This window comes from Streptomyces sp. DT2A-34 (assembly GCF_030499515.1).
Taxonomy (GTDB): domain Bacteria; phylum Actinomycetota; class Actinomycetes; order Streptomycetales; family Streptomycetaceae; genus Streptomyces.
The window spans coordinates 8779260-8794893 of the sequence record NZ_JASTWJ010000001.1 but is presented as its reverse complement, the minus strand read 5'-3'; the positions used below and the strand labels follow the sequence as shown (position 1 = coordinate 8794893).

The 15634-nt window shown below is 67.9% G+C and carries 10 protein-coding genes and 2 pseudogenes; 3 read left to right on the top strand and 9 right to left on the bottom strand.

The features are described 5' to 3' along the window. Nucleotides 1-343 precede the first annotated feature (343 nt). Nucleotides 344-685 (top strand): MBL fold metallo-hydrolase, encoded by a 342-nt coding sequence (locus QQM39_RS46350; RefSeq protein ID WP_367669588.1) that lies wholly within the window; start codon nucleotides 344-346, stop codon nucleotides 683-685. A gap of 586 nt (nucleotides 686-1271) precedes the next feature. Next, entirely contained in the window at nucleotides 1272-4382 is a 3111-nt protein-coding gene (locus tag QQM39_RS39090) for a S8 family serine peptidase (RefSeq protein ID WP_302002340.1), read from the top strand. 484 nt (nucleotides 4383-4866) lie between these two features. Here QQM39_RS39090 and QQM39_RS39085 read toward each other — a convergent pair whose 3' ends face one another. Next, nucleotides 4867-5736, bottom strand: coding sequence for an IS5 family transposase (locus QQM39_RS39085; protein ID WP_302002339.1), 870 nt, complete (start codon nucleotides 5734-5736; stop codon nucleotides 4867-4869). Nucleotides 5737-6033: 297 nt separating this feature from the next. Between QQM39_RS39085 and QQM39_RS39080 the strand changes: the two genes are divergently transcribed. After that, nucleotides 6034-6842, top strand: a protein-coding gene (locus QQM39_RS39080; RefSeq protein ID WP_301994504.1) for an IS5 family transposase whose coding sequence is annotated in 2 segments (ribosomal slippage) — nucleotides 6034-6381 and nucleotides 6384-6842 — 807 coding nt in all. Because the reading frame shifts where the segments join, the coding sequence is not laid out codon by codon here. A 40-nt stretch (nucleotides 6843-6882) separates the two neighbouring features. Here the strand turns inward: QQM39_RS39080 and QQM39_RS39075 are convergent. From QQM39_RS39075 to QQM39_RS39040, 8 genes and pseudogenes are all read right to left on the bottom strand, one after another. Beyond that, nucleotides 6883-7131: pseudogene (locus QQM39_RS39075) on the bottom strand (transposase); the annotation flags it as partial. Between the two features lie 103 nt (nucleotides 7132-7234). Next, nucleotides 7235-7724, bottom strand: a pseudogene (locus QQM39_RS39070) (IS630 family transposase); the annotation flags it as partial. Nucleotides 7725-8206: 482 nt separating this feature from the next. Beyond that, nucleotides 8207-9004: an alpha/beta fold hydrolase gene (locus QQM39_RS39065; protein WP_302002338.1), complete on the bottom strand. Its 798-nt coding sequence runs from the start codon at nucleotides 9002-9004 to the stop codon at nucleotides 8207-8209. Further along, nucleotides 9001-10587 carry a glycoside hydrolase family 43 protein gene (locus QQM39_RS39060; protein ID WP_302003881.1) on the bottom strand — a complete coding sequence of 529 codons (1587 nt, stop codon included), beginning with the start codon at nucleotides 10585-10587 and terminating at the stop codon, nucleotides 9001-9003. The genes QQM39_RS39065 and QQM39_RS39060 overlap by 4 nt, the downstream gene beginning before the upstream one ends. A 22-nt stretch (nucleotides 10588-10609) precedes the next feature. Further along, on the bottom strand, nucleotides 10610-10747 hold the full coding sequence (locus QQM39_RS39055; RefSeq protein ID WP_302002337.1) for a hypothetical protein: 138 nt from the start codon (nucleotides 10745-10747) through the stop codon (nucleotides 10610-10612). A 91-nt stretch (nucleotides 10748-10838) separates the two neighbouring features. After that, entirely contained in the window at nucleotides 10839-13769 is a 2931-nt protein-coding gene (locus tag QQM39_RS39050; RefSeq protein WP_302002336.1) for a Tat pathway signal sequence domain protein, read from the bottom strand. Between the two features lie 11 nt (nucleotides 13770-13780). After that, nucleotides 13781-14680 carry a carbohydrate ABC transporter permease gene (locus QQM39_RS39045; protein WP_302002335.1) on the bottom strand — a complete coding sequence of 300 codons (900 nt, stop codon included), beginning with the start codon at nucleotides 14678-14680 and terminating at the stop codon, nucleotides 13781-13783. Then, nucleotides 14677-15630: a carbohydrate ABC transporter permease gene (locus QQM39_RS39040; protein WP_302002334.1), complete on the bottom strand. Its 954-nt coding sequence runs from the start codon at nucleotides 15628-15630 to the stop codon at nucleotides 14677-14679. Before QQM39_RS39040 ends, QQM39_RS39045 begins: the two co-directional genes overlap by 4 nt. Nucleotides 15631-15634: the final 4 nt, after the last annotated feature.

Here is a 15634-nt window from a genome sequence, read left to right as displayed (position 1 = left end):
ACCTACGTACTGCGCCAGAACAAGGCTGTCCACTACGAGGCCCCGTTCATGTTCCTGTTGTTCGGCGAAGAGTGGGCCGTGCTCATCGACACCGGGGCCACCCAGTCACCTGAGTGGTTCCCGTTGCGCCGGACCGTTGACGACCTGATCGACCACTGGCTCGCCGAGCTCCCGCGGTCCGCGTACTCCCTGCTGGTGTTGCACACCCACGCGCACGACGACCACGTGGCGGGCGACACGCAGTTCGCGGGCCGCCCTGGGACGCTGGTCGTAGGCGCGGACCGGACCGCAGCGTGGCCGATTCCGCGCAGGGGAGATCGCATGAACATGGGTCCTTCTGTGAGTGGATTGGTTCGGCTTCGACCTGGGCCCGGAGAAGACCGCCCGGGTCGACCTGGGCGGGCGAGTGCTGGAATGCCTGGCCACCCCCGGCCACCACGAGTCAGCGGTCACGTACTACGATCCGTGCACCGGATGGCTGCTCACCGGCGACACCGTGTATCCGGGCAGGCTCTACGGTGCACGACTGGCCTGCGTTCGTCACCACTGTCGACCGGCTGTACGCGTTCGCGGCGTGCCGTCCGGTCACGCACGTGATCGGGTGCCATGTCGAGATGACGCGCGAGCCGGGTGTGGCTACCCGGTGCGTCCCACCTACCAGCCCGACGAACGCCGCTCGAGATGACAGTGCTCCAGCTCCGTGAACTGCGCTAAGCGGTGCACCGCGTCGGCGATCACTCCGGTCGGTACGTCTTCCCGGACTTCGTCATCTGCCACCAGGTGACCGAGCCGGCCCAAGGGGAATGAAGCCCCACTTCTTGGAGTGCGGGACGACGCTTCCAGAACTGTCCAATCACCACCTCGGCGGCTCCAGCCAAGCCACCCCGGCCTCGATCTCGGCGAGCTGCTTGCGTAGTTGTTCGGCGCCATCAGCCAGCAGGCTCCTCCGCTGTATCCCCCAGACCAACACCGAGGCCGAACGGCTCAGGGCTCTACATTGCCTCGCCGCTACGAACGCAGCCCTGAGCGCGTCCGGCCTGTTGCCGACATGGCCGCGGGCGAAATCGAGATGAACGGAGCCGCTGCCGCGCCAACACCTGTGAGAACCCTGTGAAGTTCAGCCTAATTTGATATTTCAAGATTTTCTTTGGTCGCGAATTCTGTGACATTGAGCGTCATCCAGGGTCACGGGGACCGACGTCACGAAATTCGACTGATTTGGACCACTGTTGCTACTCGACCGAAGACATCTCAGAGCACTTGGTGCGCTCTTGGCTCCTGCCCTCACAGGGGCCCTGACGCTGACCGGTGCCGTGCCCGCGTACGCCGCTCCCGGCGACGCGCCCGATTCCGGGCAACCGAAAGGGACTTACAGCGCAGGCACCTATGTGGTGAAACTCAAGGACGACCCCGTGGCCGCGTACGAGGGCGGACTACCCCGGCTGAAACGGACGGCACCGGTGCCGGGAGAGCGGCTCAACGCCGACTCAGGCGCGGTCAGGGGCTATCTGCGGCATCTGGACGACCGTCGGGACAGCGTGCTGGACGCCGTGCCGGGCGTCAAGAAGCTCTACGACTACGACTACACGTTCAACGGGTTCGCCGCCCGGCTCACCGGCAAGCAGGCAGCGAAGCTGGCCGGCACGCCCGGTGTGGTGGCGGTTACCCGGGACACAATCAACCAGCCGGCCGCCGCCCCGGGCGGATCCGCCCCGACGGATCACGCCCCCTCGGCCACCGCCACCTCCGTACGGACTGCCACTGTCAACACCGCACCTGCGCCCGCAGGTTCGGCCGCCGACAGGCGGTCCGGCGCGGCGCAGCCGCCCGACATACCCCGCTTCCTCGGTCTGTCCGGGAAGAAGGGCCTGTGGTCCAAGTTCAGCGGCCCGGAGCACGCGGGCGAAGGCATGATCGTCGGAGTCATCGACGCGGTGGACACCAAGAACCCGATGCTCGCCTCGCTGCCGGAGCCCCGCCCGGACGCGGAGGTCATCGCCAAGAAGTGGCGGGGAACCTGCGACACCGGCCAGGACAGTGACCCCGCCAACAACATCACCTGCAACAACAAGGTGATCGGCGCCGGCTGGTTTCGCAAGGGCGTGCCCGAGCCTCTCCCGATAGACGTCCCCTCACCCATGGACATGGACAGCCACGGCACCCACGTCGGCACCACCCTCGCGGGCAACTACAATACCCCTGCGTCGATCCCGGGCACCGGCGTGAGCGGTCGGCTCAGCGGCCTCGCGCCCGCGGCTCGGCTGGCCTTCTACAAGGCGTGCTGGAGCATCGGCTGCCCCGGTGTGGACACCGCGGCGGCGATCGACCGGGCCGTGGCGGACGGCGTCGACGTCATCAGCTTCTCCATCGGCGGGTCGCTAACCGACCCGACCTCCGTGGAAGCCATGTTCAACGCCGCCAAGGCGGGCGTCTTCGTCGCCGCGGCGGCCGGCAACGACGGCCCGCAGACGGTGAACAACACCGCGCCGTGGATCACCACGGTGGCCGCGAACACACATGACACCGTGTACCACTCGACGCTGGTCCTCGGCGACGGCCGACGGTTCACCAACATCAACATGAACCCTGGTGTCCCCTCGGCTCCGCTGATCAACGCCGCCGACGCGCGCAAGGCGGGCGCCGACGCCGCGAAGGCGGAGCTGTGCCTCCCGGGCACCCTGGCCCCGGATAAGGTGAAGGGAAAGATCATCGCTTGCGACCGGGGCGGTCCCCCCGGCGTGTACATGCAGGACAAGGTCAAGGAGGTATCGGACGCCGGCGCCGTGGCTGTCGTCGTGGCCAACACGCCGACCAGCTCCCAAGACTTCTTCTCCGACCCCCTGCTCCTCCCGCTCATCCAGCTGGGACCGGAGAACCGCGAGGCGCTCAAGGAGTACGCCGCCACCGCGGGCGCCACTGCCGAGTTCACCCCCAGCGCGGCCAGCCGTGGCCGGGCTCCGGAGGTCACCTACTTCTCTTCCAGCGGCCCCGACCCCTTCAGTAACGGTGGCCTGCTCAAGCCCGACATCTCCGGACCGGGCGACCTGATCGCCGCGGGCACCGTGCCGGGCGGCTTCGCCGGATACCCGGGTGAGTACGGCTTCATGTCGGGTACGTCGATGGCGACCCCGCACATCGCTGGGCTCGCGACGCTGCTGAAGTCCCTGCACCCGCACTGGTCTCCGATGGAAATCAAGTCGGCGCTGATGACCACGGCCGCCACGACTGACAACGAGGGGAAGCCCATCGGCCGGCAGGAGGCCACCGGTGCCGCGACGCCGCTCGATTACGGAGCGGGCACGACCCGGGTCACCCTCGCCGCCGATCCCGGCCTGGTCTACGACTCCACCTCCGCGGACTGGACGGCGTACCTCTGCGCGCTCGGCGAGCAGCCGACGACGGACGACGGCGGAGACATCTGCGCCACCATCCCGCGGACCGACCCCAGCGACCTGAACTACGCGTCCATCGCCGTCGGTGACCTGCTCGGCCGGCAGACCGTGGCCCGTACGGTCACCAACGTCTCCTCGGAGACCGGCGACTACAAGGCGACGATCCAGACCCCGCCCGGTTACAAGGCCGAGGTCACGCCGAAGCGGCTGGTGCTGAAGCCTGGCGCGTCGGCGACTTACAAGGTGACATTCACCCGCACCGACGCCGCCTTCGACGACTGGTCGTTCGGCTCCCTCACCTGGAATGACGCACACAGCCAGCACCGGGTCACGAGCACGGTCGCCCTGCGTGCGGCGGCGATCGACGCGCCGGATGCGGTCACGGTGGACGGCGAGGACTCGGCCACGCTCACCGCACAGGTGGGCTGGAACGGCGCACTCAGCGCCACGACAACGGGGTTGTACGCAGGTCGGAAGACCACGGGCACGCTCACCGACACCGATCAGAACGGATATTCCGAAGGCGCCCCGGACCCCTCGGACGCTGTCGCGAAGATACGAGTTCACGTACCGGAGGACGCCCTCTTCACCAGGGTGGCGATCACCTCGGCGGACCATCTGCCCGGCACCGACCTCGACTTGTACACCTTCGACAAGGACGGCAATTCGGTGGGCCCGCCGCCTCCGTTCGGCTCGGACGAGCAAATCGATCTGCCGCCCGGTGACTACGACGTGTACGTGGTCCAGTACGAGCTGCCGGAGGGCGCGACGAGCCAACAGTTCACCCTGTGGACCTGGCAGGTCGGCCAGGGCAGCCCGGACGTCGGGGCCCTGGTAGCCCCCGCGACCCAGCCGGTCCGCGGGGGCTACCACGCCGACGTCACCGTGACGTGGCCGGGCGTCGAGCGGGGCAAGCGGTATCTCGGGGTCGTCGAGTACGGCGACGGTTCCGCGACCGTGGGGCGCACGGCGGTCACGGTCATCCCGTAGCTATCAACAAGCAGTCATAGCGCGAGATGCCGCCACGGGCCATGTGCCTGTGGCGGCTTCTGGCGTCCTAACAGGTGTTTAGTGCTGCAACGGGACAGGGGCAGCACGGCCTGTTGATGAGGTTCCTGCTGCTGTTCTTGCCCCAAATGGCTCGCGGCACAGGCTGTGCCGCGAGCCCATTACGTCCTTCACGCATCAGCTTCCCAAGCTGAGAGCGCGAGTTTGATTCTCGTCACCCGCTCTTTTCGAAGCCCAAGGTCAGCGGCCTGGGGCTGATGTGTAGGCGAGCCGTTTCGGCGTCCTACTGGCACCCATGGACCCAAAGATTGGGCACGTGGGGACATGAGCGCCTTGCGTGTGCAGCCCGCTCATGATGGAGCACACGCTGGCCTGTGCGTTCCCGTCGACCGTCACAAGCTCGCGCGGTCGGAGCACTCAGAGGGCGTTTTCCTCCAATGTTTAGAGGTCGTTTTCTCCCAGTGTTTTATCCCGTGATGCGGATTTGATCCGGTGTTGTCGGGTCGCGCCAGGAGATGGTGGCCTCGCGGGTGAGGCGGCGGGCCATGAGGTCGGTCATCGCGAGGTGGATCAGGGCTTCTGAGCGGGCCGGGAGGGTCTCGTAGTCGCGGGCCAAGCGACGGTGGAGCATCAACCAGCCGTAGGTCCGCTCTACCGTCCACCGCTTCGGTATCGGGGTGAATCCTCTGGTCCCGGGGGTGCGGGTGACGATTTCCATGTCGATGCCCAAAGTGGCGGCATGCTCGACGAGGTGCTGGCGATAGCCGCCGTCGACCCACACCTTGCGGATGCCGGGATGGCCAGTGGCAACCTGGTCGAGCAGTTGGGTGCCGGCCACGGAGTCCTGGACATTGGCCGCCGTGACCAGGACGGCCAGCAGCAGGCCGAGCGTGTCGGTCACGATACTGCGCTTGCGGCCCACGATCTTCTTGCCCGCATCCGTGCCCTGACTCGCGGCGGGGACGCTGGTGGAGGTCTTCACGCTCTGCGCGTCGATCACGCAGGCCGACGGCTCCGCGTTCCGTCCCTCCTTTTGCCTTGCCAACTCCCGCAGCAGGCCATTGAGCTGGGCAAACACTCCTTCCTTCTGCCACTTGGCGAAGTAGCCGTAGACCGTCTCCCAGGGTGGGAAGTCGTGTGGCAGGTAGCGCCACTGGACCCCGGTGCGGTCCACGTACAAGATCGCGTCCAGGATCTCCCGCAGGTCATGCTGGGGCGGGCGTCCGAAGTCCAGGGCCCGGCCGCGGCGTTCGAAGCGCCAGGCCGCCAGGGCGGGCTCGATCAGCTCCCAGCGGGCATCGGACAAGTCGCTCGGATACGGGCGTCGTTCACTCATGCCCTGGACGTACTGCCACAAGGTGAGTGCGCCCAGGCGTGCGTATTAGGCCCTGGAAGCACGGCATCGATCAGGGCACCTTGGGATGAGACAGGCGCACGTCGCATCCCACCCCAGCTATCACCCCACGTGGCCCTCACGGTTCGAAGGCACCGGCAAGCGCACCAACACCACAGCTCCGCACATCAGAAACCGTCAGGTAATGGGCTAATCGAGATGAAAACGACCTCTCAGAGGGCGTTTTCCTCCAATGTTTAGACGTCGTTTCCTTTGGCGTGATCGTTCGTTGAGCCGTGCATGACGGATCTGATTGAGCGGTTGGTGCCGGAAGAGTTATGGACGCTGTTCCGACGGGTGGTTCCGCCGACGGAGGTCATACGTCCGCAGGGCGGCGGCCGACGGCGGGCGGGTGACCGCGAGTGCCTGGCGGCGATCATCTTCGTAGCCACCTCCGGGTGTACCTGGCGGCAGTTACCCCCGGTGTTCGGCCCGGCCTGGCCGACGGTCTACCGGCGTTTCGCCCGGTGGAGCCGGGACCGGGTCTGGGCCAGGCTCCACCGGGTCCTCCTGGACGAGCTCGGCGCCCGCGGTGAGCTGGACTGGTCGCGGTGTGCCATCGACTCCGTCAGCCTCAGGGCCGCAAAAGGGGGCCCCTGACCGGACCGAATCCGACCGACCGCGGCAAGAGCGGATCGAAAATCCACCTGATCACGGACCGGAACGGTCTGCCTCTGTCACTGGGCATCTCCGGCGCCAACATGCACGACAGCCTCGGTCTCAAGCCACTGGTGCGCGGGATCCCGCCGATCCGCTCCCGGCGCGGCCCGCGTCGCCGACGGCCGGCCAAGCTCCATGCCGACAAGGGCTACGACTACGACCACCTGCGGCGATGGCTCCGTAAACGGGGTATCCGCCACCGCATCGCCCGCAAAGGCATCGAGTCCTCCACGCGGCTCGGCCGCCACCGCTGGGTCGTCGAGAGGACGGTGTCCTGGCTGGCCGGATGCCGACGTCTGCACCGCCGCTACGAGCGCAAGGCCGAACACTTCCTCGCGTTCGTCGGCATCGCCGCGGCCCTCATCTGCCACCGCCGACTCACCAACTGAAACGACGTCTTAGTCCCTTCATGTCCTGGTTCAGGTCGTTCTAGGTTCCGCGCCAGCTCGGGGTGGATTCAGCTGTGAGGCGGCGGGTCATGAGGTTGACCATTGCCAGGTAAACCATGGCTTCGGAGCGGTGGGGATGGGCTTCGTAGTCGCGGGCCAGGCGGCGGTGGTTCATGAGCCAGCCCAGTGTGCGCTCGACGGTCCAGCGGCGGGGCAGGACCGTGAATCCTCTGATGGTGGGGTCGCGGCGGACGATGTGCATGTCAATGCCGAGGGTTGCCTCCAGAAGTACTGGCGCAGCGGAATCCTCATGGGCAGCCTCAAGTAAAGGAACCAGTCGTGGCCCACACACCCCGACGTCGTGAAGTGCTCAAGTACACCGGTTCGACGGAGCCGATGACTTTGCCGGTGGCGACCTCAAGGGCCGCGAACAGGGTGGTGGTGCCGGCCCGGACATAGTCGTGTGTCGCCCGCTCGGGAACCCCGGGCACCATCGGCAGTACGGGCTGGGACCGGTCCAGAGCCTGGATCTGTGACTTCTCGTCGACACAGAACAGGGCCCGCTCGGGCGGGTCCAGGTAGAGGCCGACGACATCGTGGGCCTTGTCGACGAGATACGGATCGGTCGGCAGCTTGAAGGTCTCCGACCGGTGCGGCTGCAGGCCGAAGGCCCGCCAGATCCGTGACACCGACGACTGCGAGAGACCCAGCCCTTTCGCCATCGACCGCGTCGACCAGTGCGTTGCGTTCCGCGTTCCCCGGAGTGGACTCCAACGTCCTGGCGATCACCGCGGCAACCTGCTCCTCCGTCACCGTCCTGGGGCCGCCTGGACGTGGCATGTCCCCGAGACCAGCGATCCGGTACTGCACGAACCGGGCCCATCAGCGGCCCACCGCATGAGGCGTGGAGCCGAGTTCAGCAGCGCCGGCGTGCCTGGCGGCCGAAGCAGCTGACGAAGCCGTCGAGGCACGAGGGTGCTTGCCCTGGCTTCGACGGTTGACGGTCAGACCAGGCACGCTGGCCGCTGTGCCCTGAGTTTGGCCGATCGGGCTCACGGCCATTCTCGCGAACGGGACGGATAGGCGGGCGCGGGGCAGCGCGGAGGGGCCCCAGAGAAACTGTGCTCCTCTGGGGCCCCGATCTGGTCAACCGTGACGGGCCTGGTGGTGGTCGCGTTGCGGGTTCTTGCGGGTGTTACTAACCCCGTTGCCCGTACCAAAAACGGGCAAATTGCCTACACCACGCTGGGTGGTGCCGAGGCCGAGGACGTCTCGGTGAGCGGTCGGCCCGCCCAGTGATGGCGACGTCGGTGGTGAGGGACGAGTTCGTCGGCACGGTGGGGGCGGACGTGCCGGTGAGCGGGTCAGGCCCCCGGTCGCGCTGCCCATTCCTCGATCAGGCGGATCGTGCGTTCCGGGCGCTCCTCGTGAAGGTAGTGCCCGGTGTCGGGCCAGTGGTCCACCCGTGAGCCGGGCACCAGCAGGGTGCCACGTTCCCAGGCGGCGGCCTCGGCCGACGTCCATACCGTGAGCGCCGGCTGGGTACGTGCGCGCAGGTAGGTCTCGCTGTGCGGGCGGACGCCGACCGCGTCCGGGTCGGTGTACATCCCGGCGTACGCCTGGGCGATGACATGGTCAGGAGTGCCGAGCATGGTGCGTACGTGCGCGGTGCGCAGGCCGGGCGGGGCGGTCGGCGCGAAGGCCGCGGCCACGAAGGCGGCCGCCGCGTCGGCCCCCCGCTCCCGGTATTCGGCCAGTCGTGCCGGGATGCCATCCACCTCGGCGCCGTGCGCCCCGTGCGCCGGGTCGAGGGCGACGACCGACCGCACGAGGTGGGGGTAGTGCACGGCGAGCAGGTTGACCACCTGACCGCCCATGGAGTGGCCGACAGCGATCACGGGACCGGTGCCCACCGCGTCGGTCAGCGCGGCCAGGTCCGCGGCCATCTCCCTCGGCGTGTTTCCCTCGCGCGGCGTCTGGGAGCGGCCGTGCCCGCGCAGGTCCGGGATCACGACCCGGAACCGCCCGGCCAGGGCATCGGCGTGCGGCGACCATTCTCTGCCGTCCCCACCCCAGCCGTGCACCAACAGAAGCGTGGGAGCGCCCACTGGGCCGAAAGAGGTGCAGAACAAGCGGACACGGCCGAGGTCGACGGTCCTCATGGGCGCTCGTCCTCCGTTGTTCGGTACTTGGCGTAGGCGAAGTCCGCATTCACTGCCCCGCCGTCGAGATCCTGCACCCACAGGCCCAGCATGGCACCCGTGAAGCCGAGGACGCGTAGCTGTCCGTCGTGGAACTCGTCGGCGTGCTCGTCCGACAGCACGGTGGCGTCGAGATCGAGGGGAAGTACGTTCGGGCCGTGGCCGTCGTCGTACGCGAACCGCAGGACAGGACCTTCGAACTCGGCGCGCAGCACCACCGGCCGCCCCGGTGCGAGAGGCACGGCAACCGGGTGGGCGGTGCGATCACCGGCCGCGCAGCTCATTGCCGTCAGCAGCGGGCTGCCGTCGTCGTCGGCGGTCACGTACACGTAGTGCCAGTTACGGGTGTTGTAGTAGGCGGTGAGTCCGGCCAGGTGGTCCGAAGTACGGGGTTCGAAGGTCAGGCTGGTCTCGAAGGAGCACCGTTGGGCGGTGACCCGGCGGGCGACCAAGCTGGGGCTGCGGCGCCCGGCGGGCGACTGCCCGCCTCGGATGCGCAGCCGTCCGCGGGCGGGCTCGACCCAGTCGGCGCCGGCCGGACGACGCAACGTCGACCACTCGGGCCCCAGGGACTCGAAATGGTCGGTGGCGTGCTCCCGGCCCACCGGAGCGGAGGGCAGAGCGGGAGCGGGCACGGTGACGGACGGGATCCCGCCCGCGATGCGCGGCCAGCCGTCCGCCGTCCAGGTCACCGGCTGCAGCGCGGTCTCCCGACCGAGGACGCATCGACCCCGTTCGCCGTACGGTCGGGCGGTGATGTGGGCGGCGTACCACTCACCCGTCGCGGTCTCCACCAGCGAGCAGTGCCCTGCCTTCTGCAGGGCCAGGGACGGGTCGTGCCGGGCCGTGAGCAGGGGGCCGGACGGGTCGGGCTCGTACGGGCCGAACAGGTCGCGGGAACGGGCGACGGCCGCGCCGTGCTCGTATCCGGTGCCGCCCTCGGCGTGTACGAGGTAGTACCAGCCTTCCCGTCGGTACAGGTGCGGTCCCTCGGCGACCCCCGCAGCCGTGCCCACGGAGATCGTCCGGGGCTCGCCCAACAGGGCCTGGGTCTTGCGGTCGTACTCCTGGAGCTCGATCCCGGCGAACGACTCCCGGCCGGGCCGCCAGTCGAACCGCATGTTGAGCAGCCAACTGCGCCCGTCCCGGTCATGGAAGAGCGACACGTCGAAGCCCCGGCCGTGCAGCGGCACCGGGTCGGACCACGGCCCCTCGATCGACGGCGCCGTGGTCACATAGTTGGGCAGGTCCTTCCAGCCCTCGGCATAGGTGTCGACGACTGTGAAGACCAGGTGGAACAGTCCGTCCGCGTACGACAGTCCGGGCGCCCAGATACCGCCGGAGTCCGGGACGCCGGTCAGGTCGAGGAGCCGTCTGCTGTCCAGAATTCCGCCCAGTGGGCGCCAGTTGACCAGGTCCCGGGAGTGGTGGAGCCGTACGCCCGGATACCACTCGAAGGTCGAGGTGGCGATGTAGTGGTCGTCGCCGACCCGAAGGATCACGGGGTCGGGTTCGAAGCCGCGCAGCACGGGGTTGTGAATCAACGGGATCATGAGGCGCTTTCGTTCAGAGGGTGAACAGCAGGGTGCCGAACCCGGGGTGGTCGCACTGGAAGAGCTCGCCCTCGGGGCGGATCCTCTCGATCGCCGCGTACGTCCACGGGACGGACAGGCTGCGGCGCTTGACGTAGTGGTCGAAGACCATCTCCTCTATCGGGCGTAGCTTGCCGGGCTCGGTCGTCGAGAGGGGGAGCCGGGCCGGTGCGGTCCCCCAACCGCACCGATCCGGCAGCGGATCAACCGCGGTGCAGCACCAGGCTGCTGAGCGGTCCGAGCTTGGGCCGGTCGCCGGCGCTGACGGTCCTGCCGGTCGCGAGGTCGCGGGCCGGGCCGAAGTCGGGACGGATGGGCAGGGTGAACGTCCGGTCGGCGCTGGTGTTCATGGCTATGAGGTAATCGCCGTAGACGCAGAGGTAGAAGGGGGCACGGCCGACGAGCATGGTCTCTACGCCGTCGAAGTGGACGCCGAGGGTGGGGTCGGGGACGTCGGCGGGGATCGGGGCGAGGTGATAGACGTCGCCCGCCAGTGCCTGGTGGACGGTGTCCCCGGGCGGTGGGAACCCGCCGGGCGGGATGTGCGAGGCGCCCGGGTCGTTGATGGCGTAGTCCCACAGGACCCAGTCGCGGGCCGTGAAGGTGTCGTCGGTGGTGCCCGCGGTGCGCTGGCGGATGGTGGCCGAGCGCTGGTCGGTGGGCGTGACGTGGTGTACGCGGGCGTAGTTGTTCACGCCCTGGCGGGCCCGCCAGTACAGGGAGGCGAAGAGGAGTTCCCTGCCGTTCTTGACGGCGACGCAGCCGTTCTCCTCGTCGGTGACGACGAAGTCCGGCCGGTCCCAGTCGGTCGGAATGCGGGCCGGACGAGCGGCGAGGGACTGGAAGGCGTCCCAGTCGCGGGAGATGAGGCGCAGGGCGTTGAGGCCGACGCGCGTCCAGGTGTGGGTGGCCTGGAGGCCCAGCTGCGGGTACAGCTGGCCGTCCGCCACCATCTCCTGGGTCCAGCCGACGATGTCGGGGTCTTTGAAGACGGCCGCCGTCATCAGCGGGTTGGAGTCCCAGGCGGTCCGGGAGGCGTACGCGGTCTCGCCGGGGTAGACCTCGTTGCGCCAGCCGATGACGGTCTCGATGCGGGAGATCCGGCAGTTGTCCCCGTCGACGTCCACGATGCGGAAGTTGCCGCGCGCCTTGGTCATCTTGACCATCTGCTCGCGCAGTTCGGGCGCTTCCTGGCCCCCGTGCCCGCGCGTCACGGACTCGTACATCATCACGAGCCAGTCCATGACCTCGCCGTAGTTGCCGACGTAGCCGAGCTCGCGGGTCAGGCCCGCCTTCGTCACCTGGTAGTAGCTCTCACCGAGCGGCTTCGTCGGATTGCCGTCCGCGTCCTCCGGGCCGAGGTACGGCTTGATCCCGATCGCCTGGTACATGTAGTCGCGGGCCTTGGCCTCCGGCAGCGCGAGGTCCGGGGCGAGGAGTCGGAGGCCGCGGTTGGCCTGGTAGATGCCGATGGCGCAGATCTGCGACTGGTTGCTGTAGTGCGGGAAGTGCTGCCGCCAGTAGTCCCGGCTCGACTTGAGCATGTCGATGTACGCGTCCCGCCGCACCGGCGGTACGGGGGTGTCGGTGGCGGCGGGCGCGACGAGCGTGACGTCGTCGAACCAGGCCGTGCCCGGGCCGGCGAGCCGCAGGTGCATCTCCATCTGGGTGGCGCCGGCCGGGGTCTCCAGGTCGATCGAGACGTACTCCCAGTCGTGGGTGCCCGTGCTCGCGTACTTCTTGTGGTCGCTGCCGACCAGATTGCCCTTCGCGTCGAAGAACAGCGGGTCGATGTGGGCGCCGAGACCGGTGACGGTGTCGGTCTTGATCCAGGCGCCGTAGGTGTAGGTGCCGTGTCCTATACGGGTCCTGGGGGCGGAGTAGACGTAGCTGTAGCCGTTCGTGGTCGTGGCCTGGAGCTTGAGTGAGGCGGAACCGGAGCGTGAGACGGTGGTGTCGCGCGCGAAGGTGCCGCCTCCGCCGGAGGCCCAGCCGGGCGCCTGCCAGGACGTGGGCTTGTCGGCGCCCGATTCGAAGCCGGGGTTGGCGATGGCGTACGGGGAACCGGTGACCTGCTCGCCGAGGCGCTCTTCGCCCAGGTGCTCCCAGAGCAGGGCCAGCACCAGCCCGACCCGGCCGAAACCCTGCCACTGCTGGTCGGAGCCCGTGAGCACCGTGCTGTCGGACTTCCAGGCCAGATAGCGGCCGTCGATCGCCTGCAGCACCCGGTCCAGTGCGGCGTCCTGCTGATAGGCAGGGCTGCCGGACCACAGGTAGCCCTCCGCGAGGGACTGCATCGCCCAGCCGTCCATGGTGGCGGGCGTCGCGGTAGTGAGGTAGTTCTTCTGGTCCTTCTGCACCCGCGCCTTGATGGCGTCCATGACCTCCTCACCGCCGGTGCGGGGCTTCGGCTGCGGAGCGGGGCCCTGGACCTCGCCCTTCGGCGGCACGAAGTACGGGTTGGTATGGGTGTAGAGGCGGTAGATGCCCCGGGAGGGCGTGGTCATGTTGTAGTAGAGCTGGGCCTGGTTCTGGCCGTAGGGCCAGATGCGGCCCATCGCTCGGATCTCCAGCGTCACCTTCTTCTTGCCGGCGGTCATCTTCTCCGGCAGGGGAATGGTGTGGAAGAAGAAGCGGCCGGGGGTGCGCGGGGCGGTGTCGAGGATGTCGAGGCCGTCGACGGCGCCTTGGTCCTCGTAGCCGATCTGCTTGCCCTCACAGAACAGTTGGAGCCGCCACATGCGCTTTCCCGAGGCAGCCTCCTCAGAGCTGTCGTCGTGGTCGTCGCCCCAGAGCCGGACTGTGACATACGTCGTTCCGGTCGGGCTAACAGCCACCTCGAACGTGAGCTTGCCGCCCCAATAGGACACCGGATCGGACGGATTGAGCACGCGGGCGCTCTGACCGAGGCCGCCGGTGATCGTGTCGGAGCGGGTGGCGGTGAGGGCATGGACGGTCTCGGAGTCCGCGTCGCCGAAGACAACGATGTCCAGCGGTGCACGTGTCTCGGAGGCCTTCGCAGCGGGCGCGGCCGTGGCGGGCAAGGCTCCCGGCCAGCCGAGGCCGACGACGGCGAGACCGGCCGTCGAACCGGTGTACTTGAGCACTTCACGACGTCGGGGTGTGTGGGCCACGACTGGTTCCTTTACTTGAGGCTGCCCATGAGGATTCCGCTGCGCCAGTACTTCTGGAGCGCGAACATGAAGATCGCCAGCGGAATGATCGACAGCAGTGAACCGGTGAGGACGAGCGTGTTCATGTCTCGGGACTGCTGCGCCTGCTGCACCCAGGAGAACAGGCCCAGGGTGACGGGGAAGGTGCGCTCGCCGTTGAGCATGAACAGGGGCAGGAAGAAGTTGTTCCAGATGTTGATGAAGTCGAGCATGAAGATCGTGACGCCGCCGGTGCGCATGAGATTCAGCGCGACCGAGAAGAAGATCCGCGTCTCGCTGGCCCCGTCGATGCGGGCGGCCTCCATCAGCTCGGTGGGCACCGAGGTGTCGGCGTACACCTTGCCGAGATAGACCCCGAACGGGTTGATGAAGTACGGGATCAGCACGGCCCACACGGTGTTGGTGAGCCCGATCTCCGAGAAGACGAGATACAGCGGGAACGCGAGCAGGGTGCTGGGCAACAGGGACGCGCCGACGATGACAGCGAACATCGCCCCCCGGCCCCGGAAGCCGAACTTCGAGATGCCGTAGCCGGCGGCGAGCGAGACGAAGGTGGAGCCGGCCGCGCCGACCGTTGAGTAGAGGAGGGAGTTGCCGATCCAGCGTCCGAAGACGCCGTCGTGGTAGTCCCAGATCGCGGTGAAGTTGTCGGCGAAGTGGTTGGAGGAGAACCACAGGCCGAACGTGGAGTACAGGTCGGTCTGGTTCTTGGTGGAGGACACCAGGAGGAACCAGGTGGGCGCGATCGAGTACAGCAGGAAGACGATCAGCAGGCCGGTGGTCAGGGCCACCGCGCCGCGGGAGGGACGCACCCCGCCTCCGGAGGAGCCGGTGGCCCGGGTGGCGCGGACGGCCTCGGTGGCGCTGCTCATGACATCTTCCTGTTCGTGACGCGGTAGAAGACGAAGGCGAGGATGCCGGTGACGACGGCGAGAACCAGCGACTCGGCGGCGGCGTACTGATAGTTGCCGGTCTTGAACGCCTTGTCGAAGATCTCCATCATCGGCGTGAAGTCGGTACCGATGGACTCCGGCGCCACATACCTCAGCAGCAGTGGCTCGGCGAACAGCTGGAGCCGGCCGATCAGCGAGAACATGCCAGTGAGCACCAGGATCCCGGTGATGTTCGGCACCTTGATCGACCAGGCGATCCGCCACTCGCGGGCCCCGTCGAGCCGGGCCGCCTCGTACAGCTCGCGGGGCAGGGCCTGCAGTGAGGCGGAGATCAGGATCATGTTGAAGCCGATGCCCTGCCAGGTGAGCAGATTGCCCAGCGAGAGATAGGTGTTGAGACCGCCGAACAGGGAGAGGTGCATCCCCGCACGGTCGGCCAGGTCGATGATCGGGCTGATCGTGGGGCTGTAGAGGAACAGCCACATCAGGGTGGAGACGACACTCGGGACGACGTACGGGATGAGCAGCCCGGCGCGGAAGAACCGGACCGCGCGAGCCGCCACGCCGTCGAGGAGCAGCGCCAGTAGCAGCGAGATCCCGAGCATGACGGTGATCTGCACGGCTCCGAAGAGCAGAGTGCGCAGCATGCTCGACCAGAAGGCGCTGTCGGACAGGATCGTCGCGAAGTTGGAGAAGCCCGTGTAGACGACCTTGGTCGGGCCGAAGCCGATGCCGCTGCTCTTCTTCTCGCGCAGGCTCTGGCTGAAGGCGTACGCGATCGGCAGGACGTAGGTGAACAGGAAGCCCACGAGGAAGGGCAGCGCGAACAGCACGCCCTTGTAGGCTCCGCGCCTCCCCGGCCGGCGGGGGGAGGTCCGCCGGGCCGGGGAGTTGGCGGCGACCTTGGGGGGTCGCGTCAGGGTGGACACGGAA